The 26,696-nt window shown below is 55.4% G+C and carries 23 protein-coding genes; 14 read left to right on the plus strand and 9 right to left on the minus strand.

Annotated features, from left to right (window positions below):
* The first annotated feature begins 15 nt into the window (after positions 1-15).
* The 3 genes from fhuC to fhuB are packed head-to-tail and all read left to right on the plus strand — an operon-like array spanning position 16 to position 3,717.
* The gene (gene fhuC, locus GW579_RS11025) at positions 16-828 is read left to right on the plus strand and encodes a Fe3+-hydroxamate ABC transporter ATP-binding protein FhuC (RefSeq protein ID WP_165059707.1); all 813 of its coding nucleotides are present in this window, start codon (positions 16-18) and stop codon (positions 826-828) included.
* A gap of 1 nt (position 829) precedes the next feature.
* The gene (gene fhuD / locus GW579_RS11030) at positions 830-1,732 is read left to right on the plus strand and encodes a Fe(3+)-hydroxamate ABC transporter substrate-binding protein FhuD (RefSeq protein ID WP_152327663.1); all 903 of its coding nucleotides are present in this window, start codon (positions 830-832) and stop codon (positions 1,730-1,732) included.
* On the plus strand, positions 1,729-3,717 hold the full coding sequence (gene fhuB, locus GW579_RS11035; protein WP_165059057.1) for a Fe(3+)-hydroxamate ABC transporter permease FhuB: 1,989 nt from the start codon (positions 1,729-1,731) through the stop codon (positions 3,715-3,717). The genes fhuD and fhuB overlap by 4 nt, the downstream gene beginning before the upstream one ends.
* 62 nt (positions 3,718-3,779) lie before the next feature.
* Here fhuB and hemL read toward each other — a convergent pair whose 3' ends face one another.
* A complete protein-coding gene (gene hemL / locus GW579_RS11040) occupies positions 3,780-5,060 on the minus strand; it encodes a glutamate-1-semialdehyde 2,1-aminomutase (protein ID WP_152327665.1) in 1,281 nt (426 codons plus the stop codon).
* Positions 5,061-5,246: 186 nt separating this feature from the next.
* Between hemL and clcA the strand changes: the two genes are divergently transcribed.
* A complete protein-coding gene (gene clcA, locus GW579_RS11045) occupies positions 5,247-6,710 on the plus strand; it encodes a H(+)/Cl(-) exchange transporter ClcA (protein WP_165059059.1) in 1,464 nt (487 codons plus the stop codon).
* 88 nt (positions 6,711-6,798) lie between these two features.
* Positions 6,799-7,158, plus strand: a complete 360-nt coding sequence (gene erpA / locus GW579_RS11050; protein WP_369825840.1) for an iron-sulfur cluster insertion protein ErpA — start codon at positions 6,799-6,801, stop codon at positions 7,156-7,158.
* Between the two features lie 102 nt (positions 7,159-7,260).
* Here the strand turns inward: erpA and GW579_RS11055 are convergent, their stop codons facing one another.
* The 3 genes from GW579_RS11055 to mtnN all read right to left on the minus strand — a co-directional run bounded on the left by GW579_RS11055 (position 7,261) and on the right by mtnN (position 9,363).
* Positions 7,261-7,506, minus strand: a complete 246-nt coding sequence (locus tag GW579_RS11055) for a hypothetical protein (protein WP_165059061.1) — start codon at positions 7,504-7,506, stop codon at positions 7,261-7,263.
* 346 nt (positions 7,507-7,852) lie between these two features.
* A complete protein-coding gene (gene btuF, locus GW579_RS11060; protein WP_165059063.1) occupies positions 7,853-8,659 on the minus strand; it encodes a vitamin B12 ABC transporter substrate-binding protein BtuF in 807 nt (268 codons plus the stop codon).
* Complete coding sequence (mtnN, locus tag GW579_RS11065) at positions 8,659-9,363, minus strand: 5'-methylthioadenosine/S-adenosylhomocysteine nucleosidase (protein ID WP_152327669.1); 705 nt, start codon at positions 9,361-9,363, stop codon at positions 8,659-8,661. Before mtnN ends, btuF begins: the two co-directional genes overlap by 1 nt.
* A 184-nt stretch (positions 9,364-9,547) precedes the next feature.
* On the opposite strand from mtnN, the gene dgt reads away from it, so the two are divergent.
* The 6 genes from dgt (at position 9,548) to gudD (ending at position 18,473) form a co-directional block, all read left to right on the plus strand.
* Positions 9,548-11,062 carry a dGTPase gene (dgt, locus tag GW579_RS11070; RefSeq protein ID WP_165059065.1) on the plus strand — a complete coding sequence of 505 codons (1,515 nt, stop codon included), beginning with the start codon at positions 9,548-9,550 and terminating at the stop codon, positions 11,060-11,062.
* A 207-nt stretch (positions 11,063-11,269) separates the two neighbouring features.
* Positions 11,270-12,709, plus strand: a complete 1,440-nt coding sequence (degP, locus tag GW579_RS11075) for a serine endoprotease DegP (RefSeq protein WP_152327671.1) — start codon at positions 11,270-11,272, stop codon at positions 12,707-12,709.
* Positions 12,710-12,926: 217 nt separating this feature from the next.
* The gene (locus GW579_RS11080; protein ID WP_152327672.1) at positions 12,927-14,087 is read left to right on the plus strand and encodes a CdaR family transcriptional regulator; all 1,161 of its coding nucleotides are present in this window, start codon (positions 12,927-12,929) and stop codon (positions 14,085-14,087) included.
* Between the two features lie 305 nt (positions 14,088-14,392).
* Positions 14,393-15,769 (plus strand): MFS transporter, encoded by a 1,377-nt coding sequence (locus tag GW579_RS11085; RefSeq protein WP_152327673.1) that lies wholly within the window; start codon positions 14,393-14,395, stop codon positions 15,767-15,769.
* On the plus strand, positions 15,766-17,103 hold the full coding sequence (locus GW579_RS11090) for an enolase C-terminal domain-like protein (protein ID WP_165059067.1): 1,338 nt from the start codon (positions 15,766-15,768) through the stop codon (positions 17,101-17,103). Before GW579_RS11085 ends, GW579_RS11090 begins: the two co-directional genes overlap by 4 nt.
* A 32-nt stretch (positions 17,104-17,135) precedes the next feature.
* Positions 17,136-18,473 carry a glucarate dehydratase gene (gudD, locus tag GW579_RS11095; protein WP_165059069.1) on the plus strand — a complete coding sequence of 446 codons (1,338 nt, stop codon included), beginning with the start codon at positions 17,136-17,138 and terminating at the stop codon, positions 18,471-18,473.
* Between the two features lie 91 nt (positions 18,474-18,564).
* On the opposite strand, the gene GW579_RS11100 is transcribed toward gudD, so the two are convergent.
* The 3 genes from GW579_RS11100 to GW579_RS11110 form a co-directional block, all read right to left on the minus strand.
* Positions 18,565-19,383, minus strand: a complete 819-nt coding sequence (locus tag GW579_RS11100) for a shikimate 5-dehydrogenase (protein WP_165059071.1) — start codon at positions 19,381-19,383, stop codon at positions 18,565-18,567.
* Positions 19,384-19,448: 65 nt separating this feature from the next.
* Complete coding sequence (locus tag GW579_RS11105; protein ID WP_165059073.1) at positions 19,449-19,985, minus strand: P-loop nucleotide/nucleoside kinase family protein; 537 nt, start codon at positions 19,983-19,985, stop codon at positions 19,449-19,451.
* A 49-nt stretch (positions 19,986-20,034) separates the two neighbouring features.
* Complete coding sequence (locus GW579_RS11110; RefSeq protein WP_165059075.1) at positions 20,035-20,835, minus strand: isocitrate lyase/PEP mutase family protein; 801 nt, start codon at positions 20,833-20,835, stop codon at positions 20,035-20,037.
* 91 nt (positions 20,836-20,926) lie between these two features.
* On the opposite strand from GW579_RS11110, the gene GW579_RS11115 reads away from it, so the two are divergent.
* The 3 genes from GW579_RS11115 (at position 20,927) to GW579_RS11125 (ending at position 23,121) form a co-directional block, all read left to right on the plus strand.
* Entirely contained in the window at positions 20,927-21,811 is an 885-nt protein-coding gene (locus tag GW579_RS11115) for a LysR family transcriptional regulator (RefSeq protein WP_165059078.1), read from the plus strand.
* 69 nt (positions 21,812-21,880) lie between these two features.
* Positions 21,881-22,534, plus strand: a complete 654-nt coding sequence (alkB, locus tag GW579_RS11120; protein WP_165059080.1) for a DNA oxidative demethylase AlkB — start codon at positions 21,881-21,883, stop codon at positions 22,532-22,534.
* Positions 22,535-22,641: 107 nt separating this feature from the next.
* On the plus strand, positions 22,642-23,121 hold the full coding sequence (locus GW579_RS11125) for a cold shock domain-containing protein (RefSeq protein ID WP_152327681.1): 480 nt from the start codon (positions 22,642-22,644) through the stop codon (positions 23,119-23,121).
* Positions 23,122-23,178: 57 nt separating this feature from the next.
* Here GW579_RS11125 and GW579_RS11130 read toward each other — a convergent pair whose 3' ends face one another.
* Entirely contained in the window at positions 23,179-24,147 is a 969-nt protein-coding gene (locus GW579_RS11130) for a Csu type fimbrial protein (protein WP_165059081.1), read from the minus strand.
* Positions 24,144-26,684 (minus strand): fimbria/pilus outer membrane usher protein, encoded by a 2,541-nt coding sequence (locus GW579_RS11135; protein ID WP_165059083.1) that lies wholly within the window; start codon positions 26,682-26,684, stop codon positions 24,144-24,146. Before GW579_RS11135 ends, GW579_RS11130 begins: the two co-directional genes overlap by 4 nt.
* Between the last annotated feature and the right edge of the window lie 12 nt (positions 26,685-26,696).

A 26,696-nucleotide genomic window follows, 5' to 3' on the forward strand; every position in this document is an offset into this window, starting at 1 on the left:
GACGTAGAAAATCTTATGCCTGATAACAACGTACATCCCACATCCCCGTTTCCTGACAGCGTATTCCGCCTGCAAGACGTCAGTTTTACCGTGCCGGGGCGAACGCTGCTGGCGCCACTGTCGCTGACTTTCCCGCAGGGAAAAGTGTGCGGGCTGATTGGTCACAATGGCTCGGGGAAGTCGACGTTGTTAAAAATGCTGGGACGACATCAACCAGCGACATCCGGAACGATTTACCTCAATGAAACGCCGCTGGCCCAGTGGGACAGCAAAGCGTTTGCGCGTCAGGTGGCGTATCTGCCGCAGCAACTTCCGGCCGCAGAAGGCATGACGGTGCAGGAACTGGTGGCGATTGGCCGCTATCCGTGGCACGGCGCGCTGGGGCGTTTTAAACATCAGGACAAAGAAAAAGTCGAAGAAGCCATTTCGCTGGTGGGCCTGAAACCGTTCGCCCAGCGCCTGGTCGATAGCCTCTCCGGCGGCGAGCGTCAGCGTGCGTGGCTGGCAATGATGGTCGCACAGGACAGCCGTTGCCTGTTGCTCGACGAACCGACTTCCGCGCTGGATATCGCGCATCAGAAAGATGTGCTGGCGTTGATCCAGCGCCTGAGCCGTGAGAAAGGCTTAACCGTGATCGCGGTATTGCATGATCTGAATATGGCGGCGCGTTATTGCGATGAACTGATGGCATTGCGCGGCGGTGAGATGATCGCGCAGGGCGCGCCGGAAGACATGATGCGCGGTGACGTTCTCGAACAAATTTATGGTATTCCGATGGGCATTCTTCCGCATCCTGCGGGCGGTGCGCCGGTAAGCTTCGTTTACTGATATGTCTGATATTCAACGTTATTCAGGGCTGACGCGCCGTCGTCTTTTACAGATGATGGCGCTGTCCCCGTTACTGACTTCCCTGCCGGCGCTGTCTGCCTCGCGCCCTGATCTGAGCCGCATTGTTACCCTCGAATGGTTACCTACCGAGCTGCTGATTGCGCTTGGCGTGATGCCGCTGGCGATTGCTGATATTCCCAATTACAACCTGTGGGTGGCAGAACCGCCGCTGGCGCCCGGCGTTATCGATGTCGGCCAGCGCACCGAACCCAACATGGAACTTATCCAGCAACTGAAACCTTCTTTGTTGCTGATAACGCAAGGTTATGGTCCGGATACCCAACAGCTGGAAACCATCGCGCCGGTGCTGGGTGTGAAAGCCAATGACGGCAGCGCGAAGCCGATGCAACTGGCGATCAAATCGCTGCATAAACTGGCGGATACGCTCGGTTTGCAGGAGCGCGCCGAAGAACATTTGCGGGTGTATAACGACGCCATTGCGAAAACGCGTGAGCTGATGAAACCGGTCGCGCAGCAACCGGTTCTGCTGATGACCTTTATCGACCCGCGCCACGTTCTGGTGTTTGGTCAGGGCAGCATGTTCCATGAAATCATGGGCGATGTCGGGCTGACCAACGCGTGGAGCGGAGAAGGCAGCTTCTGGGGCAGTGTGTCAGTGGGCGTTGAGCGCCTGACCCGCATTAAAAATGCCCGCGTGCTGTGTTTTGATCACGGCAGCGCTGACATCATGGACGCGGTTGCCAAAACGCCGCTGTGGAAATCAATGCCATTCGTGCGTGCTAATCAGTTCAGCGTTGTCCCCGCCGTCTGGTTCTACGGCGCGACGTTCAGCGCCATGCATTTTTGTAAAATCCTGAACAGCACACTGGGGAAACCGGTATGAACCGCCGTTCACTCAGCGTTTCGCTGATCCTACTTTTAGTTCTGGCGCTGGCGGCCGGTGCGCTCAGCATCTACAACCTGCACCAGCAATTGCCTTATCACTTATGGCGCGGCGCGCTCTGGCAGCCGGACATCGACGATGTTCAGCAGATGCTTTTCCATTACAGCTCACTGCCGCGCATCGCCGTCGCGCTGCTGGCCGGTGCCGGTCTGGGGCTGGTCGGTTTACTGTTCCAGCAGGTATTACGTAATCCGCTGGCCGAACCCGCGACGCTGGGCGTTTCAGCGGGCGCGCAGCTCGGCCTGACGATCGCCACTCTCTGGGCGTTGCCGGGCGGCATGATTACGCAGCAGTTTGCCGCGATGACTGGAGCGGTGGTGATCGGCGGACTGGTGTTCGGGATCGCCTGGGGCAAACGCATGTCGCCGGTGACGCTGATCCTCGCGGGGCTGGTGCTCGGTTTGTATTGCGGGGCGGTGAATGGCCTGCTCGGAATCTTCAACTATCAGAGCCTGCAAAGCCTGTATATGTGGAGCAGCGGTTCGCTGACGCAGCAGGACTGGGATGTCGCGACGTTTTTACTGCCGCGCGTGATTATCGTCTGGCTGCTGGCCTTCCTGTTGCAGCGCCCGATGACGCTGCTCGGGCTGGATGACGGCGTCGCGAAAAACCTGGGTTTAGGCTTGTCGGCGGCGCGTCTGGCAGTGCTGGCGCTGGCGATCCTGATGAGTGCGCAGCTGGTCAACGCCGTCGGGATAATCGGTTTTATCGGCCTCTTTGCGCCGCTTCTGGCAAAAATGCTCGGCGCACGTCGCCTGACTGCGCGTCTGGTGATGGCTCCGCTGATTGGCGCATTGCTGCTGTGGTTCACCGATCAGGTGATGCAGTACGTGACGCAGATCTGGATGGAAATCCCGACCGGTGCCGCGACCGCGTTAGTCGGTGCGCCGTTGCTGCTGTGGCTGCTGCCGCGTCTGCGAAACAGCATGACGCCGCCGCCGATGAATCAGGGCGACAATGTGCCCAATGAACGTCACCATCTGGTGCGTTGGGTTGCGCTGGCTTTACTGGTGCTTCTCGCCGGGCTGGTGATAGCGCTTATGGTCGGGCGTAATGCGACAGGCTGGAGCTGGGCGACGGGCGCAGATTTGCAGGCGTTGCTGCCGTGGCGTTTACCGCGCGTACTGGCGGCGCTGGCGGCAGGGATTATGCTGGCATCTTCCGGCGTGCTGATTCAGAAACTGACCGGTAACGCGATGGCGAGCCCGGAAGTGCTGGGGATCAGCTCCGGTGCGGCGACCGGCGTCGTGGTAATGATGTTTATCGTTCCCGGCGATGCGTTTGTGTGGCTGCTGCCTGCGGGCAGTGCCGGTGCGGCGTTAACGTTGCTGGTGATTATGGTCGCCTCCGGCCTGCGCAGTTTCTCGGCGGAACGGATGTTGCTGACCGGCATTGCGTTGAGTACCGCTTTCACCACGCTGATGACACTGCTGCTGGCCAGCGGCGATCCGCGTATGGGCGGTTTGCTGACCTGGCTTTCCGGTTCGACCTATTCAGTGACTGCGCCGATGGCGTGGCGAACGCTGGTGCTGGCCGCCGTGCTGATGGCCATCGTGCCGTTCTGCCGCCGCTGGATAAACATCTTGCCGCTCGGCAGCGTGACCGCGAAATCCGTCGGGCTGGCGCTGACGCCAACGCGTGTGGCGATCCTGCTGCTGGCCGCCGTGATGACGGCGGCCGCAACGCTGACCGTCGGGCCGCTGAGTTTTGTCGGGCTGATGGCACCGCATATGGCGCGCATGATGGGATTCCGCCGCGCCGTTCCGCAGTGGATGGTGGCGAGTATTCTCGGCGGTTTGCTGATGGTCTTCGCGGACTGGTGTGGCCGTATGGTGATCTTCCCAAACCAGATCCCCGCCGGTTTGCTCGCGACCTTCATCGGCGCGCCGTACTTTATCTATCTGCTGAGAAAGCAGGCGAGTTAACGTGTTTGCCAATAGAAAAGGGGCCAGATGGCCCCTTTTTGCTTTCTGCAGGATAGAGCGGCTTAAAGCTTAGCGAAACAGCGGCGCGCGGCGTCGATGGTGCGCTGAATGTCTTCCTGCGTGTGGGCCAGAGACATGAAGCCCGCTTCGAACGCGGAAGGTGCCAGATAAATGCCTTCTTCCAGCATCATGTGGAAGAATTTTTTGAAACGCTCAACGTCGCATTTCATCACGTCCTGATAGCTGGTGACGGTTTTGGCATCGGTAAAGAACAGGCCAAACATGCCGCCGACGTGGTTCACCACGAACGGAATGTTCTCTTCTGCTGCGGCTTCACGTAAACCTTCAGCCAGCTGCGTGGTGCGTTCGGTCAGGGTCTGATGCACGCCCGGTTGTGCCACCTGCGTCAGGCAGGCGATACCGGCTGCCATCGCAATCGGGTTACCGGAAAGCGTACCCGCCTGGTACACCGGCCCGGTTGGCGCCAGCGCTTCCATCACATCGCGACGACCACCAAACGCGCCTACCGGCATACCGCCGCCGATGATTTTACCCAGACACGTCAGATCAGGCATCACATCGTAATACTCCTGAGCACCGCCCAGCGCGACGCGGAAACCCGTCATCACTTCATCGATAATCAGCAGTGCGCCGAACTCATCACAAATTGCACGCAGGCCCGGAAGGAATTCCGGCAGTGGCGGCACGCAGTTCATGTTGCCCGCGACCGGCTCAACGATGATACAGGCGATGTCGTCAGGATATTGTTCGAACGCGGCGCGCACTGAATCCAGATCGTTATACGTACAGGTCAGCGTGTGTTTGGCGAAATCAGCCGGAACACCCGGAGAGTTTGGCTGGCCGAGAGTCAGCGCGCCGGAACCGGCTTTCACCAGCAGGCAGTCGGCGTGGCCGTGATAGCAGCCTTCGAATTTGACGATTTTATCGCGATGCGTGAAGCCGCGCGCCAGACGGATGGCGCTCATGGTCGCTTCCGTTCCGGAGTTCACCATGCGAACCATGTCCATGCTTGGCACCAGTCCGGTGACCAGCTCGGCCATTTTGACTTCCATTTCGGTCGGTGCGCCAAAACTCAGGCCGCGTTGCGCTGCTTCAATAACCGCGTTGCGGATTTCCGCGTTGTTGTGGCCGAGCACCATCGGGCCCCACGAGCCAACATAGTCGATATAGGCTTTGCCATCGGCATCAAACAGGAACGCGCCGTCTGCGCGCGCAATGAATAAGGGGACGCCGCCGACGCCGGAGAAGGCACGTACCGGCGAGTTAACACCGCCCGGGATTAGCGCTTGCGCCTGCGTGAACAGACTTTCTGACTTACTCATTATTCGGCTCCTGAATTGCTGGGTTCTGTATGTAATAAGAATGTTGATGCGCCCATTCTAGTGAAGTGAGCGGCGTTATCAAACCGTAAACCGTGCGGCATATTGTTGCAGATCCTGTCAGGCCGGCATTTTGTATGATTAAATCCATCAATCTTTCACAACTCTTTCCAAATAACCTTTCACCAAATGAATGAATCAGGCTCTGAACATTTAGATAATCCGCGCCTGCGCGGTCCGCGTAAGCGCAGTGAAGTGCTGCGCCTTTTTCTGCGCCGCGATAAAACGCCGGTCACGATTTTGATGGTCGCCGCGGTGGCCGGTACCGTCGCCGGACTGCTCGGCGTGGCGTTCGAAAAAGCGGTTAACTGGGTGATGCACCTGCGCCTCACCGGCTTGGGATTTTTCAGCGATTACTGGATCCTGCTGTGGCCGCTGACCTTTGTGGTTTCCGCCGTGCTGGCGATGTTTGGTTATTACCTGGTGCGCAAATTCGCGCCCGAAGCGGGCGGCTCCGGCATTCCTGAAATTGAAGGCGCGCTGGAAGAATTACGGCCGGTTCGCTGGTGGCGCGTTATCCCGGTGAAGTTTTTTGGCGGGATGGGCACACTCGGCGCAGGCATGGTATTGGGCAGGGAAGGGCCGACCGTGCAGATGGGCGCAAACGTCGGGAAAATGATGGTGGATATTTTCCGGCTGCGCAGCGCTGAAGCGCGCCATTCTTTGCTGGCAACCGGCGCGGCGGCCGGGCTTTCGGCCGCTTTTAACGCACCGCTGGCGGGGATCCTGTTCATTCTCGAAGAGATGCGTCTGCAATTCCGGTACAGCCTGATTTCCATCAAAGCGGTGTTTATCGGCGTGATTATGTCGAGCATCGTCTTTCGTGTTTTCAACGGCGATGGCGCGGTAATTGAAGTCGGGAAACTGGCGAACGCACCGCTCAACACGCTGTGGCTGTATCTGGTGTTAGGCATGGTTTTTGGCGTGGTGGGCGTCAGCTTTAACGCGCTGATTTTCCGTACGCAGGATATGTTTGCGCGCATTCACGGCGGCAATCTGAAAAAAATCCTGATTATTGGCGGTATTCTGGGCGGCTTTTGCGGGTTGCTCGGGCTGGTTCAGCCGGAAGCGGCAGGCGGCGGCTTTGCGCTGATCCCGCTGGCGGCGGCCGGCAAATACAGCCTGCTGATGCTTCTGTTTATCTTTGTTGTCCGCGTTGCGACCACGTTACTGTGCTTCGCCTCCGGTGCGCCGGGCGGGATTTTCGCGCCGATGTTAGCGCTCGGCACTTTGCTGGGCACCGCATTCGGCACCGCGGCGATGTACTTTTTCCCGCAATACGGCATTGAGCCCGCGACCTTTGCAATTGCCGGAATGGGCGCGTTATTTGCAGGCAGTGTACGTGCGCCGCTCACCGGAATTGTGCTGGTGCTGGAAATGACCGATAACTATCAGCTCATTTTGCCGATGATTATTACCTGTCTCGGCGCAACGCTGATGGCACAGTTTTTGGGGGGTAAACCCTTGTATTCGGCCATTCTGACCCGCACCTTGCAACGGCAGGAAAGTGAAAATACCGAAAAAGCGGAAGCAGAATCTGAGACTAAAGGCACCATTAGTCAGGACAGCGCGACCAAAACACCCCATACTTGAAGCATTAACTCAGGTATAAGATAATGAGTACATTATTCAGACAGTCAATCCGGCGGCCTGAACAAATGCGGATTGGGAGCGAGAGATTATGAGCGAAGCATTGTTGAATGAAACTGCTGCGTTGCCGTTACAGTTTACTGAAAACGCAGCGAAGAAGGTGAAGAACCTGATTTCTGATGAAGAAAACCCGAACCTGAAACTGCGTGTTTATATCACCGGTGGTGGTTGCAGCGGTTTCCAGTACGGTTTTACCTTTGATGACAAAATCAACGACGGCGACATGACCATTGAGAAATCAGGCGTAGCGCTGGTGGTCGATCCGATGAGCCTGCAATATCTGGTGGGTGGCTCCGTGGATTATACCGAAGGTCTGGAAGGCTCACGTTTCGTGGTGACGAACCCGAACGCGAAGACGACATGTGGTTGCGGTTCCTCCTTCAGCATCTGATATTCCCCTTCGTCCTAAAAGAAAAAGCCCGTTTGCTGATGCAGACGGGCTTTTTTAATGGCTGATAGCGGACGCTGAGGTAAGTAAGCATTCACATGCCACTTACCATTCCACCGTGACCAGTTTGGAATCTGTGCTGATGCCCGGAACGGAAGCGAGCATCATTTCACTGATGTGAGGCTGCATCATGGTGCGGCTGGCGCAGGTAACTGACGTGCCGGAGTGCGCCACATCCACTTTGCAGGTCGGTAAAATGGTCAGGCTGATGTGGATCTCGCCACTTGTCATGCCCGCGACCGCGACCAGCGGGCTCAAAGCCAGCAGCAAGCTGAGTAGGAGTACTTTCATTAATATTTTTTCCTGCTGGTGTAATCACAATAAAATCAGCCGGGGCTGAGAAGGTTATCGGTAATGTTTTCGTGGCCTTTAATCCAAAATTCTTATGGTTTGGATGCCAGTCATGCCTTTTAGTGACGTTATTTTAACGTTCTGGCGTGACTTTTATTATTTCGTTTGTACAACAAAGAGATAATGTTCAAGCGGGGAAAGTGCACGAACCGGATAATTCTACGACAGGCATGTTACCAGATGACAGGGCTGTATTCTTGATTTTGGTTAATAAAAGAACAATTCGGAAAAGTGCGACAACGCACAGATTTTGGCAGAAAGACGTTTTGTTAGTAAGTATTCACCTTTAAGGCAAAGCAGCAAGCTGAGGGCAGAGCTGTTGAGCGGCCAGCAAAATACGTGGCCCCGCGCGGCTGAACCAGTCCGGTTCGAGTGCGATAACCTGCGCATTGAGCAGGGAATGCCAGTAGCCTTCAATGATGGCTTTTTGCGATTTTCCTCCCGATATAACAATAACCTGCGGCTGACGGCTTAAAACCTGCTCCCGGCTGACCTGAGGCCACGGAACACGGCTGTCGGCGAAAACGTTTTTTGCGCCACACACTTCCAGCACTTCACTTTGCATTGTTGCGGATGAGGCGGTAAACAGCGGCTGAGTGCCGAACTGGATAAATGCCGGCACCGGCTTTTCGCGGTGATATTTTTGCTTCAGCGCCTGCCATTGCTGACGAAAATCACGGGCTGCCTGCTGAGCTTTTGCAGGCTCCGGGCTGTAGGCTGCCAGCTGTTCCAGCGCCTTTGCCACATCTTGCGCATTCTGCGGATCGAGATAAATGACCCTGATGCCCAGAGACGTGAGCTGATCAAGCGGACGCTGCGGATTACCGCCGCGCCAGGCGAGCACCAGATCCGGTTTTAGCGTCACAATGCGCTCGACATTGATTCCCTGCCAGTTCGCAACCTGCTCAAGCTTGCTGGCCTGCGGCGGGAAGTCGGAGTAAGCACTAACTCCGACCAACTGATCGCCCATGCCCGCAGCAAACGCCAGTTCTGTCAGATTAGGCGCGAGGCTGATCACCCGCTGCGCCGGTGCCGCTGTCGCCATCAGGGGCAGCGACAGGCAAATCAGCAAAAGACAGAACCGGCGCATCATCACTCTTCGGAAGCAGCCAGTGCTTTCAGCATGGCATCAACCATCAGCGTGGATTGCTGTGCAGCAACCACCAGGAACTCTTCAAAGCTCAGGTGAGATTCGGTGTCTGCGACGTCAGAAATGGCACGCACAACCACGAAAGGCGTGTCGAAAAGATGGCAAACATGGCCAACTGCGGCAGCTTCCATTTCCACGGCAGCGACGTTCGGGAAGGTGGCACGAATGCGGGCCAGAGGCGCGGCACCGTTGATGAATGCGTCACCGCTGCACACCAGACCGCGCACGGCGTTCAGGTCCAGCTCGCGGATACAGGTTTCAGCCAGTTCGATCAGGAAAGGGGCTGCCACGAAAGCTGCCGGGCAACCCGCCATCTGACCCGGCTCATAACCAAATGCGGTCACATCCGCGTCGTGGTAGCGAACTTCATCGGAAACCACGATATCGCCGACTTTCAGCGTTTTCGCCAGACCACCGGCAGAACCGGTATTGATCACCACATCCGGGCGGCAATGTTCCAGCAGCAGCGTCGTACCCATCGCCGCAGACACTTTACCGATGCCTGATTTCAGCAGCGCGACGTCCACACCGTTCAGCTGACCGGTGTAGATTTCGCAGCCAGCACGCTCGATAGTCTGACGGTTGATGATTTTGTCGCGCAGCAGGGTCACTTCCTGCTCCATTGCGCCAATAATGCCTACTTTCATATAAATACTCGCAGATTGGGGTGAAATGAACCGCAGCAGGTGCGGAATTGACGGTTTAATAACGAAAACAATGTGCGATAGTCTATCATGGCTAAAGGGAAGAGATAATGCGTTTGGGCCGTGGGTTTTGTTACGCAAAACGCGGGCTGGCCGGGCGCGTGAGTGGCTGAAAAGGTGGGAAATCATGTCCGGGATCGATTTTAAAGCGAAATTCAATTTTCAGCGCCCGTTTAGCGCCCCGATTGAGGCGCGGGATGCATATGATGTCGTCCGGCAGTTTGAGAGCGACCGGGGACGTATTATCAATTCTGCCGCCATCCGCCGTCTGCAACAAAAAACACAAGTCTTCCCGCTGGAGAAAAATGCCGCCGTCCGCAGCCGCCTGACGCATTCCCTCGAAGTTCAGCAGGTGGGCCGCCACATTGCGAAAGAAATCCTGCACCGCCTGCGCCGTCAGGGCAAGCTCGAGGTTTACGGGCTGGACGACGTGACCGATCCGTTCGAAAGCGTAGTTGAAATGGCCTGCCTGATGCACGACATCGGCAATCCGCCTTTCGGGCATTTCGGCGAGTCGGCAATTAATAACTGGTTCAAAAAGCGCATGGATATCGAAAGCTGTGGCGAAACGCCGCCGGAAACCGATTCCTGTCTGGTGGCCTGTTTGCGGCTGACGCCGGACGAGGCAGAGCTGAATCAGTTGCGCAGTAAAATTCGTTATGACCTCAGTAATTTTGAAGGCAACGCGCAGGCCATTCGCCTGGTATTTACGTTGCTCAAACTCAATCTGACCTACAGCCAGACCGCCTGCATCCTGAAATATACCCGTCCGGCGTACTCAATGAACCGCCTGCCTTCGCACGATTATCTGATGAAAAAGCCCGGTTTTTATCTGGCCGAAGAAACGTTCATCAAAGAGCTGCGTAGCGAGCTTGGATTGGGGGAGTTCAACCGTTTCCCGCTGACCTACATTATGGAAGCGGCGGACGATATTTCTTACTGCATCGCCGATCTGGAAGATGCGGTTGAGAAAAATATTTTCAGCGTCGAAGAACTCTATAAATATCTGATGCGTGAATGGGGCGACATTGAGAAGAATGACATCTTTGATAAAGTGGTTCGCACCGCCTATGAAAAAATGGATAAAGCGAAAACATTCCGTAATCCGGTGGATTATTTCTTTATGGAACTTCGCGTTCAGACGGTTAAACAGCTGGTGCCTCATGCAGCGCGCAGATTCATTGATAATATAGAAGATGTTTATCAGGGAACCTTTAATCACGCGCTGCTCGAAGACGACAGCCAGGCGAACCGTTTGTTAGAAATTTATAAATCCGTCGCATTCAAACAGGTATTCAACCATCCTGAAGTCGAGGAGCTGGAATTACAAGGCTATCGGGTGATCAGCGGATTACTGGATATTTACAGCCCGTTGCTGGATATGCCATTGTCTGATTTTAGCCAGCTGGTTGAGGAGGATACGCACAGGAAATATCCTATAGAAACCCGTCTGTTGCATAAGATTTCTGCCAAACACCGTCTGGCGTATAACAATGCCGTCGTGGCGCTCGAAGGCGCAGGCGTTTCGGAATTTTCCGCGCAGGAGTTCTATTACCGGGCGAGAATGATTCAGGATTATATCAGCGGCATGACAGACCTTTATGCCTACGACGAATATCGACGTCTGATGGCGGCGGAGTAATTTGTTTTAAAAAGACAGATTTTAACGTCTTTTATTTTCTTTACGAAACTGTCCGAAAAAGCGCCATTTGTAAATAATGACAATACTTTTTTACCATTGTCAGTATGACCCTGATGAACTTCACGCTATTAATACCATCTCAGTATCACGACTACCAAGCAACGCGACTATTTTGGTTGCCACAATAATTTTAAGAGATCCTGAAAAATGAAAAAATCGACTTTATTCCTCAGCGCTTTAGCGTTAAGTGTTGGTATGGCAATGGCCCCGGTTTCGTCTGCTCTGGCTGCCGAAACCGCATCTTCGAGCACCACACAGCTGCCAAGCCTGGCACCGATGCTTGAAAAAGTCATGCCGTCCGTAGTGAGTGTGAACGTTGAAGGCAGCGCGCCGGTGAAAACACCACGCATGGGCCAGCAGTTCCAGCAATTCTTTGGTCAGAACTCTCCGCTGTGCCAGGACGGTTCGCCGTTCCAGGGCTCCCCGGTTTGCCAGGGCGGCGGTCAGGACGGACAACCCGCTCCTGAACAGAAAGAAGATTTCCGTGCGCTGGGTTCCGGTGTGATTATTGATGCGGATAAAGGTTATGTTGTGACCAACAACCACGTTGTTGATAACGCGACAAAAATCAGCGTACAGCTGAACGATGGCCGTAAGTTCGATGCGAAAGTGATCGGTAAAGATCCACGTTCTGACATCGCGGTTATTCAGCTGCAAAACGCCAAAAACCTGACCGCGATTAAAATCGCCGATTCCGAGCAGCTGCGCGTGGGTGACTACACCGTGGCGATCGGTAACCCGTATGGTCTGGGCGAAACCGTGACATCCGGTATCGTGTCTGCGCTCGGACGTTCTGGCCTGAACATCGAAAACTATGAAAACTTCATCCAGACGGATGCGGCGATCAACCGCGGTAACTCCGGCGGCGCGCTGGTGAACCTGAACGGTGAACTGATTGGTCTGAACACGGCGATCCTGGCACCGGACGGCGGCAATATCGGTATCGGTTTTGCGATCCCAAGTAACATGGTGAAAAACCTGTCCAAACAGATGATCGAATTCGGCCAGGTGAAACGTGGCGAACTGGGCATCATGGGCACCGAGCTGAACTCCGAGCTGGCGAAAGCGATGAAAGTGGACGCACAGCGTGGCGCGTTCATCAGTCAGGTCATGCCGAAATCTGCCGCAGAAAAAGCGGGCATCAAAGCGGGCGACGTTATCCTGAGCATGAACGGCAAGCCAATCAGCAGCTTCGCGTCGTTCCGTGCGGATATCGGCACCATGCCAATCGGCACCAAAGTGACGCTGGGTCTGCTGCGCGAAGGCAAACCGATGAACGTTGACGTGACGATTGAGCAAAGCACGCAAACGCCTAAAGTTGAATCCGGCAACATTTTCACCGGCATTGAAGGTGCTGAGCTGAGCAATGGCACCGCGGGCGACCAGAAAGGCGTGAAAGTTGACGAAGTGAAACCGGGTTCAAAAGCCGCGAACATTGGCCTGAAAAAAGGCGACGTGATCCTGGGCGTGAACCAGCAGAAAGTCGCTAACTTAGGCGAGCTGCGTAAAATTCTGGATACCAAGCCGTCTGTACTGGCGCTGGATATTCAGCGTGGTGACTCTTCAATCTACCTGCTGGCGCAATAATCCGCAGGCAGACCTCACAAGGCACGCTACGGCGTGCCTTTTTTTATGCTTTTTTCTCCCGATCCGCGCCTGAATTTTCTTGGGCATTTGCTTAAAAATGTGACCTTACCCGCAACTTCAATAGGTGCTTTCGCTCTTTGGGCATTTGCATAATGTGTCGGAGTAAGCCGCTGGGTATGCTGGTCTGACAACGATAAAACAGGCAAGGCAGGGGATCATGTCAGCGTATCATCTCGATGCAAAGCTGGCGCAACAGATTGTTGCCCGAACAATGCAAATCATTGATAGTAATGTGAATGTCATGGATGGACGGGGAAGAATAATCGGTAGCGGCGACGATCAGCGTCTTGGCGAATTGCACGAAGGTGCGCTGTTGTCCATTTCGCAGGAGCGTATTGTCGATATCGATGAAGGTGTTGCACGGCATTTGCACGGAGTGCGTCCGGGTATCAATCTGCCGCTGCGCATAGATGGCCAGATTGTCGGCGTGATTGGGCTGACCGGCAATCCGTCACAGCTGCGTCAGTACGGCGAGCTGGTTTGTATGACCGCCGAAATGATGCTTGAGCAGGCGCGTTTGTTACATATGCTCGCGCAGGACAGCCGTTTGCGCGAAGAACTGGTGCTGAACCTGATCCGCGTGGATGAACTTTCTCCGGCATTAATGGAATGGGCGCAGCGTCTGGGCATTGACCTGAACCGCCCGCGCGTGGCGGCGGTGGTTGAAGTCGACAGCGGTCAGCTCGGCGTGGATTCCGCGATGGCGGAGCTGCAACAGCTGCAAACCTTACTGACCACGCCGGAGCGCGATAACCTGATCGCGATTGTTTCGCTCACCGAAATGGTGGTGCTGAAACCAGCGCTGAACAGCTACGATCGCTGGGATCCGGACGGTCACCGGCAGCGAATCGATCATCTGTTGTCGCGCATGACCGAAACAGGTCGTCTGCGCGTCCGTATTTCCCTCGGCAACTTCTTCAGCGGTCCCGGCAGTATTGCCCGATCGTATCGCACCGCGCGAACCACCATGACCGTCGGCAAACAGCGTATGCCCGAACAGCGTTGCTACTTTTATCAGGATCTGATTTTGCCGGTGCTGCTCGACAGCCTACGCGGCGGCTGGCAGGCCGATGAACTGGTGCGGCCGCTGGCGCGTCTGAAGGCCACCGACGGCAACGGATTACTGCGCCGTACACTGGCGTCGTGGTTCCATAATAATGTGCAACCCACGGCAACGTCTAAGGCACTTTATATTCACCGTAATACGCTGGAATATCGATTGAACCGTATTTCGGAATTAACCGGTTTGGATCTGGGGAATTTTGACGATCGTCTGTTGTTGTATGTGGCACTTCAATTAGATAACGATCAGGTTTAATTAATCTGTACGTCCTGAAAGTATTTCTTTACCGGATATTTTCAGGACGAAATTGCCGTATTTAATTAAACGTGACGTCAATCACAAGCCATTCTCTTTTCGTGAACTGACTCGCATGGTACTGGGCATTCGCCTCAAGATAAATGCAAAGCGCTTTCCATGCTTGTCACTTTGCCTAATGAGTTGGTTTCCGGTTGTTCTTATACTGGCATTCTTCCTTCCTCTCTGAACCCTACAGTTCTGTGGCTGGCTGGAATGACTTATACCTTGGGGTATTTGCATCACTCTCAATTCCGGAGAACATCATGGAAACAATCGTTTCATCAGCCAGTGCCGTGAAAAAAAGAACTAATGCGCGCTACTGGATCGTGGTGATGTTATTTATCGTCACATCATTTAATTACGGCGACCGCGCAACGTTATCTATTGCCGGGTCGGCAATGGCGAAAGATATCGGTCTCGATTCTGTCGGGATGGGTTATATATTTTCGGCATTTTCCTGGGCCTATGTTATCGGACAAATACCCGGTGGCTGGTTACTGGATAAATTCGGCTCCAAAAAAGTTTACTTCTACAGTATTTTCATCTGGTCATTATTCACGTTGCTGCAAGGGTTTGTAGATATATTCAGCGGCTTCGGCATCGTAGTTTCCCTCTTCGTATTACGTTTCCTGGTCGGGCTGGCTGAAGCGCCTTCTTTCCCGGGCAACAGCCGGATTGTTGCGGCATGGTTCCCGGCGCAGGAACGTGGAACAGCGGTTTCGATTTTTAACTCCGCACAGTATTTCGCTACCGTGATTTTTGCCCCGATTATGGGCTGGCTGACACAGGCCGTAGGCTGGTCACATGTTTTCTTCTTCATGGGCGGGCTGGGGATCATCCTGAGCTTCATCTGGCTGAAAGTGATCCACGATCCGAAAGATCATCCGGGCGTCAATCAGGCCGAACTGGACTACATGGAAGCCGGTGGTGCGCTGATCAATATGGATCAGAAAGTCACTAAAAAGGCGAAAGTCAAAGGCGAGAAAGCCTCACAGCTCAAACAGTTAATGAAATCGCGCATGATGATCGGCATCTATATCGGCCAGTATTGCATCAATGCGCTGACTTACTTCTTCATCACCTGGTTCCCTGTTTATCTGGTTCAGGCACGCGGAATGTCCATTCTTAAAGCGGGTATGGTGGCGTCGGTTCCGGCCATTTGCGGCTTCCTCGGCGGCGTGTTGGGCGGGATTATATCCGACTGGCTGATGCGCAGAACCAACAACCTGACGCTTTCACGTAAAGCGCCGATCGTCATTGGCATGCTGCTGTCGATGTCGATGATTGTCTGTAACTATGTTGACACCGAATGGATGGTTGTCGGGATTATGGCGTTCGCCTTCTTCGGCAAAGGGCTGGGCGCGCTGGGCTGGGCGGTAATGGCCGATACCGCACCGAAAGAAATCAGCGGGCTGAGCGGCGGGCTGTTCAACATGTTCGGTAACGTTTCCGGCATCATCACCCCGATTGCGGTCGGCTACATTATTGGTACCACCGGTTCGTTTAACGGCGCACTGATTTTCGTCGGGATCCACGCACTGCTCGCCGTCATCAGCTATGTCTTTATTGTCGGCAAAATTGAACGTATCCAGCTGAAACCTCTCGTCTCTGCCAGCGTAAAAAAAGGAGCATCACGATGAGTACGCAATCTTCTCCGGTCATTACTGATATGCAGGTTATTCCTGTGGCCGGGCATGACAGCATGCTGATGAACATCGGCGGCGCACATGGCGCTTACTTCACCCGTAACATCGTGATTCTGACGGACAGCGCCGGGAACACCGGCGTGGGCGAAGCGCCGGGCGGCGAAGTGATTTACAACACGCTGGTGGAAGCCATCGCGCAGGTCAAAGGCCAGGAAGTAGCGCGGATGAACCGGCTGGTGCATCAGATTCACGTGGGTAATCAGTCGTCGGATTTCGATTCGTTTGGTAAAGGCGCGTGGACGTTTGAACTGCGCGTGAACGCGGTTGCGGCGCTTGAAGCCGCGCTGCTGGATCTGATGGGCAAATTCCTCGGCGTGCCGGTGTGCGAGCTGCTCGGGCCGGGCAAACAGCGCGACGAAGTGACGGTGCTCGGTTATCTCTTCTATATCGGCGACCGTCAGAAAACAGATTTGCCGTATCAGGAAGGGGCGCGTGGTGTTCACGACTGGTATCACCTGCGTCACCAGAAAGCGATGAACAGCGACGCCGTGGTGCAGCTGGCGGAAGCCGCGCAGGATCGCTACGGTTTTAAAGATTTCAAACTCAAAGGCGGTGTACTGCCCGGTGAGCAGGAAATCGACGCGGTAAAAGCGCTGGCAAAACGTTTCCCGGATGCGCGGATTACCGTCGATCCGAACGGCGCGTGGCTGCTCGATGAAGCGATTGATTTATGTAAAAACCTGCACGGGATCCTCAGCTATGCGGAAGATCCGTGCGGCGCAGAGCAGGGTTTTTCAGGCCGCGAAGTGATGGCCGAGTTCCGCCGCGCCACCGGTTTGCCGGTCGCCACCAATATGATTGCCACCAACTGGCGCGAGATGCAGCACGCCGTGATGTTGCAGTCCGTCGATATTCCGCTGGCGGATCCGCATTTCTGGACCATGCACGGCGCGGTACGCGTGGCGCAGCTGTGCGATGAGTGGGGGCTGACCTGGGGCTGCCATTCTAACAACCATTTCGATATTTCTCTGGCGATGTTTACCCACGTTGGCGCGGCTGTGCCGGGTAAACCGACGGCGATCGATACGCACTGGATCTGGCAGGAAGGCAATCAGCGCCTGACCAAAGAGCCGCTGCAAATCGTCAACGGAAAAATCAAAGTGCCTGAGAAACCGGGGTTAGGGATTGAGATCGACATGGATCAGATCCACCGCGCTCACGAACTGCACAGAAAACTGCCGACCGGCGCCCGCAACGATGCCGTTGCAATGCAGTATCTGATCCCCGGCTGGAAATTCGATCGCAAGCGCCCGGCGATGGGGCGCTGATTACGGAATCCGAATTCACTAAGGAGTTAGCTATGACCTCTTCTTCAACACCTAAAATTGTTTCCATGCAGGTGATCCCGGTAGCCGGGCATGACAGCATGTTGCTTAACCTCAGCGGGGCGCACGCGCCTTTTTTCACCCGTAACATCCTGATCCTCAAAGACAGCAGCGGGAATACCGGCGTGGGCGAAGTCCCGGGCGGCGAGAAAATCCGCCAGACGCTGGATGATTCCGCGTTGCTGGTGATCGGCAAAACGCTGGGCGAATACAAAAACGTCATGACCGCCGTGCGCGAAAAATTTGCTGACCGTGATGCTTCCGGCCGCGGGCTGCAAACTTTCGATTTGCGCACCACAATCCACGTTGTGACCGCGATTGAAGCGGCGATGCTGGATCTGCTCGGCAAACATCTGGGCGTCACCGTCGCATCTCTGCTCGGCGACGGTCAGCAGCGCGACGAAGTCGAAATGCTCGGTTATCTGTTCTACGTCGGCGACCGCAACAAAACGTCGCTCGGCTACCAGAGCCAGCCCGGCGCCAACTGCGACTGGTATCGTCTGCGCCACGAAGAAGCCCTGACGCCTGCCGCCGTGGTTCGTCTGGCCGAAGCCGCGTATGAAAAATACGGCTTCAATGATTTCAAACTGAAAGGCGGCGTGCTGGCCGGCAGTGAAGAAGCCGAAGCCGTGACCGCGCTGGCGCAACGCTTCCCGCAGGCGCGCATCACGCTGGATCCGAACGGCGCGTGGTCGCTGAATGAAGCCATCGCGCTCGGCAAACAACTGCGTGGCGTGCTGGCCTATGCGGAAGATCCGTGCGGCGCGGAGCAGGGTTTCTCGGGGCGCGAAATCATGGCGGAATTCCGTCAGGCCACCGGCTTACCGACTGCGACCAATATGATCGCCACCGACTGGCGTCAGATGGGCCATACCATCCAGCTGAAATCCGTGGATATTCCGCTGGCGGATCCACATTTCTGGACCATGCAGGGCTCGGTGCGCGTGGCGCAGATGTGCCATGAATGGGGCCTGACGTGGGGTTCTCACTCCAATAACCACTTTGATATCTCGCTGGCGATGTTTACGCAGGTTGCCGCCGCCGCGCCGGGCAAAATCACCGCCATCGATACGCACTGGATCTGGCAGGAAGGCAATCAGCGTCTGACCAAAGAACCGCTGCAGATCAAAGGCGGTAAAGTGCGCGTGCCGGAACAACCGGGGCTGGGCGTTGAGCTGGATATGGATCAGGTGATGAAAGCTCACGAACTCTACAAGGGGATGGGGCTGGGCGCGCGCGATGATGCGCAGGGCATGCAGTTCCTGGTGCCGGACTGGACGTTTGATCCGAAGAAACCCTGTCTGGTTCGGTAGCCGTTTGATTCAAAAAATTGGTGCAGTCATGCCCACCGCCCTGACGTTGCCGTCAGGGCTTTTTTGTTTTTACGTCAGGTGATTACAACCCTTAGCTTCGCGCGTGCGTTGCCGCGGCTTCGATCAGTTCGTCGGACGGGCGTTTGCCGGTATACAGCACGAACTGTTCGACGGCCTGAAGTGCGGCGACTTCTGCGCCGGTGATGACTTTTTTGCCGTGCTCACGGCCATAGCGGATAAGCGGCGTTTCGACCGGCAGGGCGACGACGTCGAAAACGATGCTCGCGCGGTCAATGACGTCGGACGCAAAGGCCAGTGAATCGGCTTCCGGGCCACCGGCCATACCGATTGGTGTGACGTTAACGACCATATCGACGGCTAAATCATCGACGTCGGCTTTCCATTCGTAACCGTATTCTTCTGCCAGCGCGCGGCCATTGGCTTCGTTGCGGGCAATGATATAACCGGTTTTGAAACCGGCATCACGGATGGCGGCGACCACAGCTTTGCCCATTCCGCCGCTGCCGCGCAGCGCGAAGACCGCATCGCGCGGGACTTTATGGCTGTCGAGCAGTTTGGCGACGGCAATATAGTCGGTGTTATAGGCACGCAGGAAACCGTCGTCATTGACGATGGTATTCACGGACTGAATGGCGGTTGCGGAAGGATCCAGTTCATCGAGGAACGGAATGCAGGCTTCCTTGAACGGCATGGAAACCGCGCAGCCGCGGATACCGAGTGCGCGGACGCCTTTGACAGCCGCCTCGATATCCTGAGTGGTGAACGCCTTGTAGACGAAGTTCAGGTCTAACGCCTGATAAAGGTAGTTATGAAAACGGGTACCGAAATTTCCCGGACGACCGGAAAGAGACATGCACAGCTGCGTGTCTTTGTTGATTTCCCGACTCATGATGCTCTCCTGATAGGGTAGGTTTGGCTTAGGTAAACCTTAGCTGAAACGATACAACCCTACAATCAGCGCGTTCCTTCATGGGCGGTTCCCGTTTCCGCTGAGTTTCCGTTATCGTATTGAATAATGGTGAAACCTTCTTCCGCCTGAGGTTCAGCAAAATGTCGGGAGATAAGCTCAAACTGCTCATCGGTCACCACAAAATCATGCGTGCCGGACTGATTCCGGACGTGCAAACGGGATTTACAGACGTCGGCGGAGACATTCAGAAAATGCAGGCGATGATCCGCGCCCGATTCGTGAATGATGCTCATCATCCACTGGCGGTTCGCGACGGTATTGGCCGGAAAATCCAGCACCACGGAAACTCCGGCGCTGAGCAGCGAAACCACGTGCGGGGCGATGGCGCTGCGCAGTTTTGCCGAGCAGCGGACGTAATCCTCGATCGTGCGCATTTCCTCTTTAAACAGCGCGGATAACCACCGGTCTTCACTGACGACAACCGTGAACGGCTGCGTTGCCAGTTCGCGCGCCAGGGTCGATTTCCCGGAGGCAATTTTTCCGCACAAGATATGCAGCATTGCCTGATTTTCGGTGTTCATTGTCTGCCCCTCCGGTTTGATGTCTTTGTTTTTCAGCCCGTTCAGCTGGTTAAAATAACACGTTGATTTCAGAATAAGATGCCGCATTTTCCATCATCGGCGTCATCGCATCCTCCTGTAAAAAACCGCTGACCAGCCTTGCGTTCTGTGCCCACAAGGTTTGCGGCAGCCAGGAACCGGCGCTGAGACGGCGCACGCCCGCTTGCGCCAGTTCTTCCACCGGCGCAAGTCCCGGCCAGACCGCAACATTGAGCAGCAGCGGGGTGCTTGCGGCGATGTCGCGCATCTCGTTCAGGTCGGTTAATCCGAGCACAAAAAGCCCGTCAGCGCCTGCGCGATGGCAGGCTTGTGCCCGCACCATGACTTCGGCGGCGCGGTGTTCAGCGGACACCAGATTGCGGGCGTAAACGTCGGTACGTACATTAATGTACAGCTCCACGCCGCGCCGGATACACGCGTTGCGGATGGCCTCGACTTTGGCGTAAAGGAGATCGGGATTTCCCGCGCCGTCCTCAATATTAATGCCGGTGACGCCGACGTCGGTAAGCCGCGAAACATGAATGGCAACCTGCGCCGGGGAGTCGCTGTAACCGCCTTCGACATCCGCAGACAGCGGAACTGAAATTACCCGGGCGATAGACGCCGCGCGCGCCACATACTCATCCACCGGCAGCGCATTGCCGTCGCGATACCCCAAAGACCAGGCGACGCCCGCACTGGTGGTGGCAATGGCCGCCGCGCCAAGAAACTCTGTCTGGCGTGCGCTGCCTGCGTCCCAGGCGTTGGGTAATTTCAGCGGTTTATCCTGCAAATGCAGGGCGTGAAAGGCGGAGAGATCAGGCGTTTTCATAGAATGTTCCTCGAAAAAGAAACATTCTAATCATGCTTAATTTTCTTGATAATAGCCGGAAATAACATTCATTGATTCCCTGAGAGCAATAATGAACGCGCCGTCGCTGCACTTAGTGCAAACCTTTGTTGCTGTGGTTGAACACAATAGCTTTGCCCGCGCCGCTGATGCGCTGGGGATCACGCCGTCGTCCGTCAGCCGCTTTATCAAAGCGCTGGAACAGCAGCTGGGCACCCAGCTGCTGAACCGGACCACGCGGGCGATGTCGCTGACTGAATCCGGGAAACGCTATTTTTCCGAGTGTCATCAGGCGCTGCTGCTGCTGCGGAACGCCGCCGAAACCGTGCGCGATGAACAGAAGCTGCCGTATGGCGAACTGGTGGTCAGCGCGCCGGTGGCATTTGGTCACACGCATATCGTGCCGTATCTGAGTGCGTTTCTGGCGGCGTACCCGCGCGTGCAGCTGGATTTGCGTCTGACCGATGACTACGCTGATCTGGTTGCCGACGGCATCATGCTGGCGTTTCGTATTGGTCGTATGAAGGATTCCTCGCTGATTGCTCACAAGATGCTGGAGAACCGGCGGATCCTGGTAGCCGCACCGGCTTATCTGGAAAAACGCGGGGTGCCGCAGGCGTTGGAAGATCTCAATCAGCATGAATGTATTGTTTCTTCGGCCAGTCAGGACGGCCTGCTGTGGCGGCTGTTTTCGGGTGCAGAAGAACGCACGCTGGCACCGAAAGGATCGGTGAAAGTGGATAACGCGGATGCGGCGCGGCGGCTTTGTACCGACGCGCACGGCATCGCTTTTCATTCGGCAGTCACGATGGCGGCGGCGATTGCCGCAGGAAGTCTGGTGCAGGTTTTGCCGCAATGGACAGGGCGGGAAACCGGCGTCTATTGCGTGCGGCCTAACCGGCGTATCGGCCAGGCGGCCACGGTATTTCTTGAGTTTTTGTCTTCACGGTGGCGTTGAAAATGATGGTCTGATGCTCAAAAGGCGAGATCCGTTATACTTAATGCATACGCAAACGCGGAGGCTGACATGAATTTGGATCTTTTTGATCATCCCGATTTCCACCCGCACTGGCGCGAAGATCTTTTCCCCGGCGCGGTGGTGCTGCGTGGCGCAGCGCGGGAAAACGATACAGCGTTGCTGGCGGAGATCGACCGGATCGCCGGGCTGGTGCCTTTTCAGTATCGCGCGACGCCGGGCGGTTATGCGATGTCTGTGGCGATGACCAACTGCGGTGATGTCGGCTGGGTAACCGATAAAGCCGGTTACCGGTATCAGACCACATCGCCGGAAAGCCATCAGCAATGGCCCGCGATGCCTGAACTGTTTCGCGATATCGCGGTGAAAGCCGCAGAGCAGGCCGGTTTTCCCGGTTTTAATCCGGATGCCTGCCTGATTAACCGGTATCAGCCGGGCGCCAAAATGAGCCTGCATCAGGATAAAGACGAGCATGACTTCGGGCAGCCGATTGTCTCGATTTCGCTCGGATTACCGGCGGTGTTTCAGTTTGGCGGGCTGGAGCGCAGCGACAAAACACAGCGCATTACGCTGACGCACGGCGATATCGTGGTGTGGGGCGGCCCGTCGCGGCTGCGTTATCACGGCGTTTTGCCGCTGAAAGCCGGTGAACATCCGCTCACAGGTGCGTACCGGTTTAACCTGACTTTCCGTAAAGCGGTATAACACGGCAGGCCGGGCTGTAAAGCACAGGACTTTATCCTCATTCTGCTTTACACTGCCGCCCTGCAAAATCTGACATATTGAACGAATAATTACTTAGGCGGTAAGCGATGAACGGCGTAATCACAACCTGGTTTGAAGATAAAGGTTTCGGTTTTATCAAAGATGAAAACGGCGATAACCGTTATTTCCACGTGATTAAAGTCGCAAACCCTGAGCTGATTAAAAAAGATGCGGTGGTCACTTTTGAGCCGACGACCAACAACAAAGGTCTTTCCGCCTTTGCGGTCAAAGTGGAACCGGAAAGCAAATACATCTTTATTGCCGGTGAGCGCATCAAAATCACCAGTATCAAATCCTTCCTGGCCTTCAATGAAGAAGTCCCGGCAGAAACCAAAGTCGACAAAGAGAATGCCGTGCTTTCTGTCGGCCTGCTGATGAACCGTATCCGCCCGCAGGAAGAAGAGAAAAAAGCCGCGACGCGTACCATGAAAAAGCTGCTGATCACCACCTTCCAGAACAGCACGTACGTGTTTACGGAAGATGAAATTGACGTGGATGCCACCATCAAAACGCTGAAAGCGCTGTAAGTTTTTATCGTTTCCAAACCGGTGCGCATTCGCTGCACCGGTTCTGTTTTATCCCTACTAGTACGTCACTGTTACCGTCACGGTATCGCTGTAAGAACCTGCGGGCTGGTTGGCTTGCGTCAAATTCACGGACGCCGTGTACGGGAATGACTGCGAAGTACCGGTTCCGGTCGCGCTGCTGTTGGTTGCGGCGGTCCAGACCGTGCTGTCACCTTTGAAAATCTGGTATTGCAGATAGCTGGTAACCGAATTGGCGGTAGATGACATCTGCCGGTATGCGCCGGTGCCCGCCACGCTGCTGGTCAGGTTCACGGAATAGGCGGCGTTCAGGGTGCAGCGCACGCTGATGGTGTTCGCCACGACCGTCGTCAGGCCGGAAGGCAGGGCGGCGCTGCCGAAACCGACGTTGGGAGCACTGTCGATATAGCAAAAACTGGTGACATTCAGGGTCAGATTCACATTGCCAGAAACACTCCCTGTATCCGCGAGACACAGCAATGTACCCACGGCGATGGAACACATATTCCAGGTCCAGTTAATCGGAACCGTATCGATATAGGTTCCGGCTGCCAGATTGGAAATGGCAACCGGGCGGACGTAGAGCGGCAATGTACTGTTGGGGCCGGAAAATAATCCCAACAGGCCGAGCGCGGTGCTGCTGCTCCAGGTGATAGTATCGCCCTGATTATAAACGGCACTGCAGCTGGCATCTTTACACAAACTGTACGGCAGATACTGGCCGGTGGCTGCGCTGTAAAGGCGTGGCTGTGTTCCGGTCGGGTGTGTTGTTGTGCCTATCAGCGCCGTGATGGTATTGGTGCCGCCCACGTTGAGCAGGCCGCCGGTACAGCTTAATCCGCTGCCGCCAGAGGTGATCAGCGGAGTGGAACTGACGGCAAAAGAATTTTGTGTTCCCAATGTAATGGTGGATGCTGCTGTGGTACAACCGGCCCGGGCCACCGACGATGCCGCAAGCAGCATCACCAGCAACACGCCGTGGCGTATCTGCCGCCAAAAAATTCTCATGATTTATCTCCTGCGCCTGTACCCGCTGTCGTGTCCGGACATGCCAGCGGGCCAATCTGCTCAATGCTCTGATGTTTAGGATCCAGATCGAAACTGATCCGGCATACCGAATGATCTTCCTGCTGAATATTCAGCACGTTGTGTTCCTGCAAATGGGAGAAGTACACCAGCCCGTCATAGCCGGTTACGGTGGTTTGCTGAGAGTTTTGTTCCGTTACCAGCGTCCCGAGTTTCAGCGGTTGCCCGGCTTTGTCGTGGAGGGTGATATTGGCGGAAAGGACTTTTTCCACGCTAAATTTCACTATTACGCCACTGCCTTGCTTCACGGCAATCCGGTCATTGACGTTATTGGCGACCACGTCTGCCGGGAGCGGAAGCGTATCGATTTCCACTTTGGCGGGATAATACGAGCTGACGGTTGGGATCAGGAGATGTCCGTTGCTGTCTGTTTTGCCCATTTTCTGGTTCTCGAACAACACCGGCACGTCGGCGTAATGGCCGGTATCCACCACGATAAAGGCGTCATTAATTTTGTCTGACAGGAACCAGTCGTTTGCCATAAACACCACGGAACCACTCAGATCCGCCCAGTTGGTGTAATCGCCCTGATTGCCGTAAAAGCCGCCCTGAACCGTGGCGTAATGGGATTTCCAGGTGGCATCGGCCTGCTGATACGGGTTATTGCCGCCACTGTAAGCCAGATTCCAGCCCAGACCCCCGTCGGTCGGCGTCGCTTTGCTGGCGCCAATTTGCTCCTGATAATTTCCTGAACTGTCACGCTGCACGCCTGCATTCATATTGATATTGGTGCCGATCGGGATAATGAACTGAAGTTGTGCGCTGTAGCCGTTATCGCCCAGCGTTTTGTTGAGCGATAAAAACATGCTGCTCTGGCCCCACAGCGAGCGGCTGTAAGAGAAGTTCACCAGCCGGGTATGGGAATTGTCATAGGCTTCGACGTCGTAATACCCGATGCCCATGGTGCCGTTTGACGAGCCAAAGGGCGAGGTGCTGAACGTCACCTGATCCGCCTGACGGCTTAACCTCGTGTTGCTGGTGTAAGACGTAATATCCTGATAACCCACCGTGCGTTTTGAGCGCAGGGCGGACAGACTGAAAATATTGGAATAATACGAATAGCCGAGGGTGTACTGGCTTCCGTCTTTTTTGTCGGTCGCGCTCACGCCCAGCGGATTGCTGATTTCTCCGCTGGCATTGGGAATACCCGGGTTCGCGCCGTTCGGGTAAGTACTCTGGTTATCGGGAATATTACTACCATCGACCGGCGGCCGGTCGGCTTTACTCATGCTGCCTGAGACACTCAGCGTTCCCCAGGTGCCGACCGCGATATCCCCCCCTAAACCACCGAGCGTTAATCCCTGCGCGATTTCGGTATGGCCCGAAAGCGTCAGGTAATTGCTCAGGCCGTAACGGTAGATACCGCTGAAGGCCGCATCGGAATAATCACCGTTGGACAGGCCATAATTCTGACGAACCGCGCCGAGCGAGAAATCAAAGTCGCTGAGGTTTTTGCGCAGCAAGGTGTTGGAAACATAAAACGGTACGCTGGTCGAAACCTGTCGCCCGACAGCATCCGTCGTCACGATCGTGGCTTCACCGGCGCCGTTGATATACGGCACGTTGGTCAGGGTAAACGGCCCGGAGTTCAGGTTATTACTGCTGGCTTTGAAGCCATTGAGGAACAAATCCACGGTGGTTGGTACGGCGGCTGTTCCGCTGTATTGCAGCAGCGGATACGTCACAAGATCCGGACGAACCGCGAAATTACGGCTGATGCGGATACCGCCCATGCGCGCCGAATTACTCCATGTCAGGGAATCGCTGACGAAATCCCCGACCTGATAGCTGATCAGATTTTTTTCGTCGGTAAAACGCCAGAAAGTATCGTAACGCAGATAGCCATCCTGCGAGGTCTGGCCGCCGTTGGGGGACACGCTGTCAATGTTGTAGCGGTAAGTTCCGGTGTTGGTGACAATCCCCAGACTGCTGAAAAAACGCTGTTCCATCCAGGTGGCGACTGACCGTGCGCCGCCGGGCGGATCGGTGTAATACGCATCGTAGTTAAACAGCAGGCCGTTGCTGCTTTCCGATGGTGTGTAGTTCATCAGCGGATCGCCGCTGACGTTCTGATTTGGCAGCCACGCATCCGGCACCTGTAAAATCAGCTGCTGTGTTCCCGAGTCATAACGGGCTTTCACGTCCGGCAACTCGCCGACGTTAATCAGCCCCGTCTGACCGTTAATGTGAACGTGATTTTTCGCCAGCACCCCGGCTTCGACAAAGTACGCATTATTGCGATAGGTAACAGGCACCACCTGATTATCCGTCTGGCCGTTCACCACGACAGACAGATAAAACATGGCATCCGTCACCACCGGCGCCGCACGCGGGGCGTCCGGCAGCGATGAATATTCCTGCGCCTGCACGGCAAACGTGGTCAGGCATAACAGGCACAGGCTTCCCCGGAAATACAGCTTAGGCTGATAACCCGAACGGGGAAGAGGTCTGATTGGCATCCGTTGCGGCTC

The organism is Rahnella contaminans, assembly GCF_011065485.1.
Lineage (GTDB): Bacteria > Pseudomonadota > Gammaproteobacteria > Enterobacterales > Enterobacteriaceae > Rahnella > Rahnella contaminans.

What these genes read in the sequence shown, in the direction of transcription:
- GW579_RS11130 (WP_165059081.1), bottom strand. Translation starts at nt 24,147, where the DNA reads ATGAGAATTTTTTGGCGGCAGATACGCCACGGCGTGTTGCTGGTGATG.
- degP (WP_152327671.1), top strand. Translation starts at nt 11,270, where the DNA reads ATGAAAAAATCGACTTTATTCCTCAGCGCTTTAGCGTTAAGTGTTGGT.
- mtnN (WP_152327669.1), bottom strand. Translation starts at nt 9,363, where the DNA reads ATGAAAGTAGGCATTATTGGCGCAATGGAGCAGGAAGTGACCCTGCTG.
- alkB (WP_165059080.1), top strand. Translation starts at nt 21,881, where the DNA reads ATGAATTTGGATCTTTTTGATCATCCCGATTTCCACCCGCACTGGCGC.
- fhuC (WP_165059707.1), top strand. Translation starts at nt 16, where the DNA reads ATGCCTGATAACAACGTACATCCCACATCCCCGTTTCCTGACAGCGTA.
- fhuD (WP_152327663.1), top strand. Translation starts at nt 830, where the DNA reads ATGTCTGATATTCAACGTTATTCAGGGCTGACGCGCCGTCGTCTTTTA.
- GW579_RS11080 (WP_152327672.1), top strand. Translation starts at nt 12,927, where the DNA reads ATGTCAGCGTATCATCTCGATGCAAAGCTGGCGCAACAGATTGTTGCC.
- GW579_RS11115 (WP_165059078.1), top strand. Translation starts at nt 20,927, where the DNA reads ATGAACGCGCCGTCGCTGCACTTAGTGCAAACCTTTGTTGCTGTGGTT.
- fhuB (WP_165059057.1), top strand. Translation starts at nt 1,729, where the DNA reads ATGAACCGCCGTTCACTCAGCGTTTCGCTGATCCTACTTTTAGTTCTG.
- hemL (WP_152327665.1), bottom strand. Translation starts at nt 5,060, where the DNA reads ATGAGTAAGTCAGAAAGTCTGTTCACGCAGGCGCAAGCGCTAATCCCG.
- GW579_RS11055 (WP_165059061.1), bottom strand. Translation starts at nt 7,506, where the DNA reads ATGAAAGTACTCCTACTCAGCTTGCTGCTGGCTTTGAGCCCGCTGGTC.
- GW579_RS11110 (WP_165059075.1), bottom strand. Translation starts at nt 20,835, where the DNA reads ATGAAAACGCCTGATCTCTCCGCCTTTCACGCCCTGCATTTGCAGGAT.
- gudD (WP_165059069.1), top strand. Translation starts at nt 17,136, where the DNA reads ATGACCTCTTCTTCAACACCTAAAATTGTTTCCATGCAGGTGATCCCG.
- GW579_RS11125 (WP_152327681.1), top strand. Translation starts at nt 22,642, where the DNA reads ATGAACGGCGTAATCACAACCTGGTTTGAAGATAAAGGTTTCGGTTTT.
- GW579_RS11135 (WP_165059083.1), bottom strand. Translation starts at nt 26,684, where the DNA reads ATGCCAATCAGACCTCTTCCCCGTTCGGGTTATCAGCCTAAGCTGTAT.
- GW579_RS11100 (WP_165059071.1), bottom strand. Translation starts at nt 19,383, where the DNA reads ATGAGTCGGGAAATCAACAAAGACACGCAGCTGTGCATGTCTCTTTCC.
- dgt (WP_165059065.1), top strand. Translation starts at nt 9,548, where the DNA reads ATGTCCGGGATCGATTTTAAAGCGAAATTCAATTTTCAGCGCCCGTTT.
- clcA (WP_165059059.1), top strand. Translation starts at nt 5,247, where the DNA reads ATGAATGAATCAGGCTCTGAACATTTAGATAATCCGCGCCTGCGCGGT.
- GW579_RS11085 (WP_152327673.1), top strand. Translation starts at nt 14,393, where the DNA reads ATGGAAACAATCGTTTCATCAGCCAGTGCCGTGAAAAAAAGAACTAAT.
- erpA (WP_369825840.1), top strand. Translation starts at nt 6,799, where the DNA reads ATGAGCGAAGCATTGTTGAATGAAACTGCTGCGTTGCCGTTACAGTTT.
- btuF (WP_165059063.1), bottom strand. Translation starts at nt 8,659, where the DNA reads ATGATGCGCCGGTTCTGTCTTTTGCTGATTTGCCTGTCGCTGCCCCTG.
- GW579_RS11090 (WP_165059067.1), top strand. Translation starts at nt 15,766, where the DNA reads ATGAGTACGCAATCTTCTCCGGTCATTACTGATATGCAGGTTATTCCT.
- GW579_RS11105 (WP_165059073.1), bottom strand. Translation starts at nt 19,985, where the DNA reads ATGAACACCGAAAATCAGGCAATGCTGCATATCTTGTGCGGAAAAATT.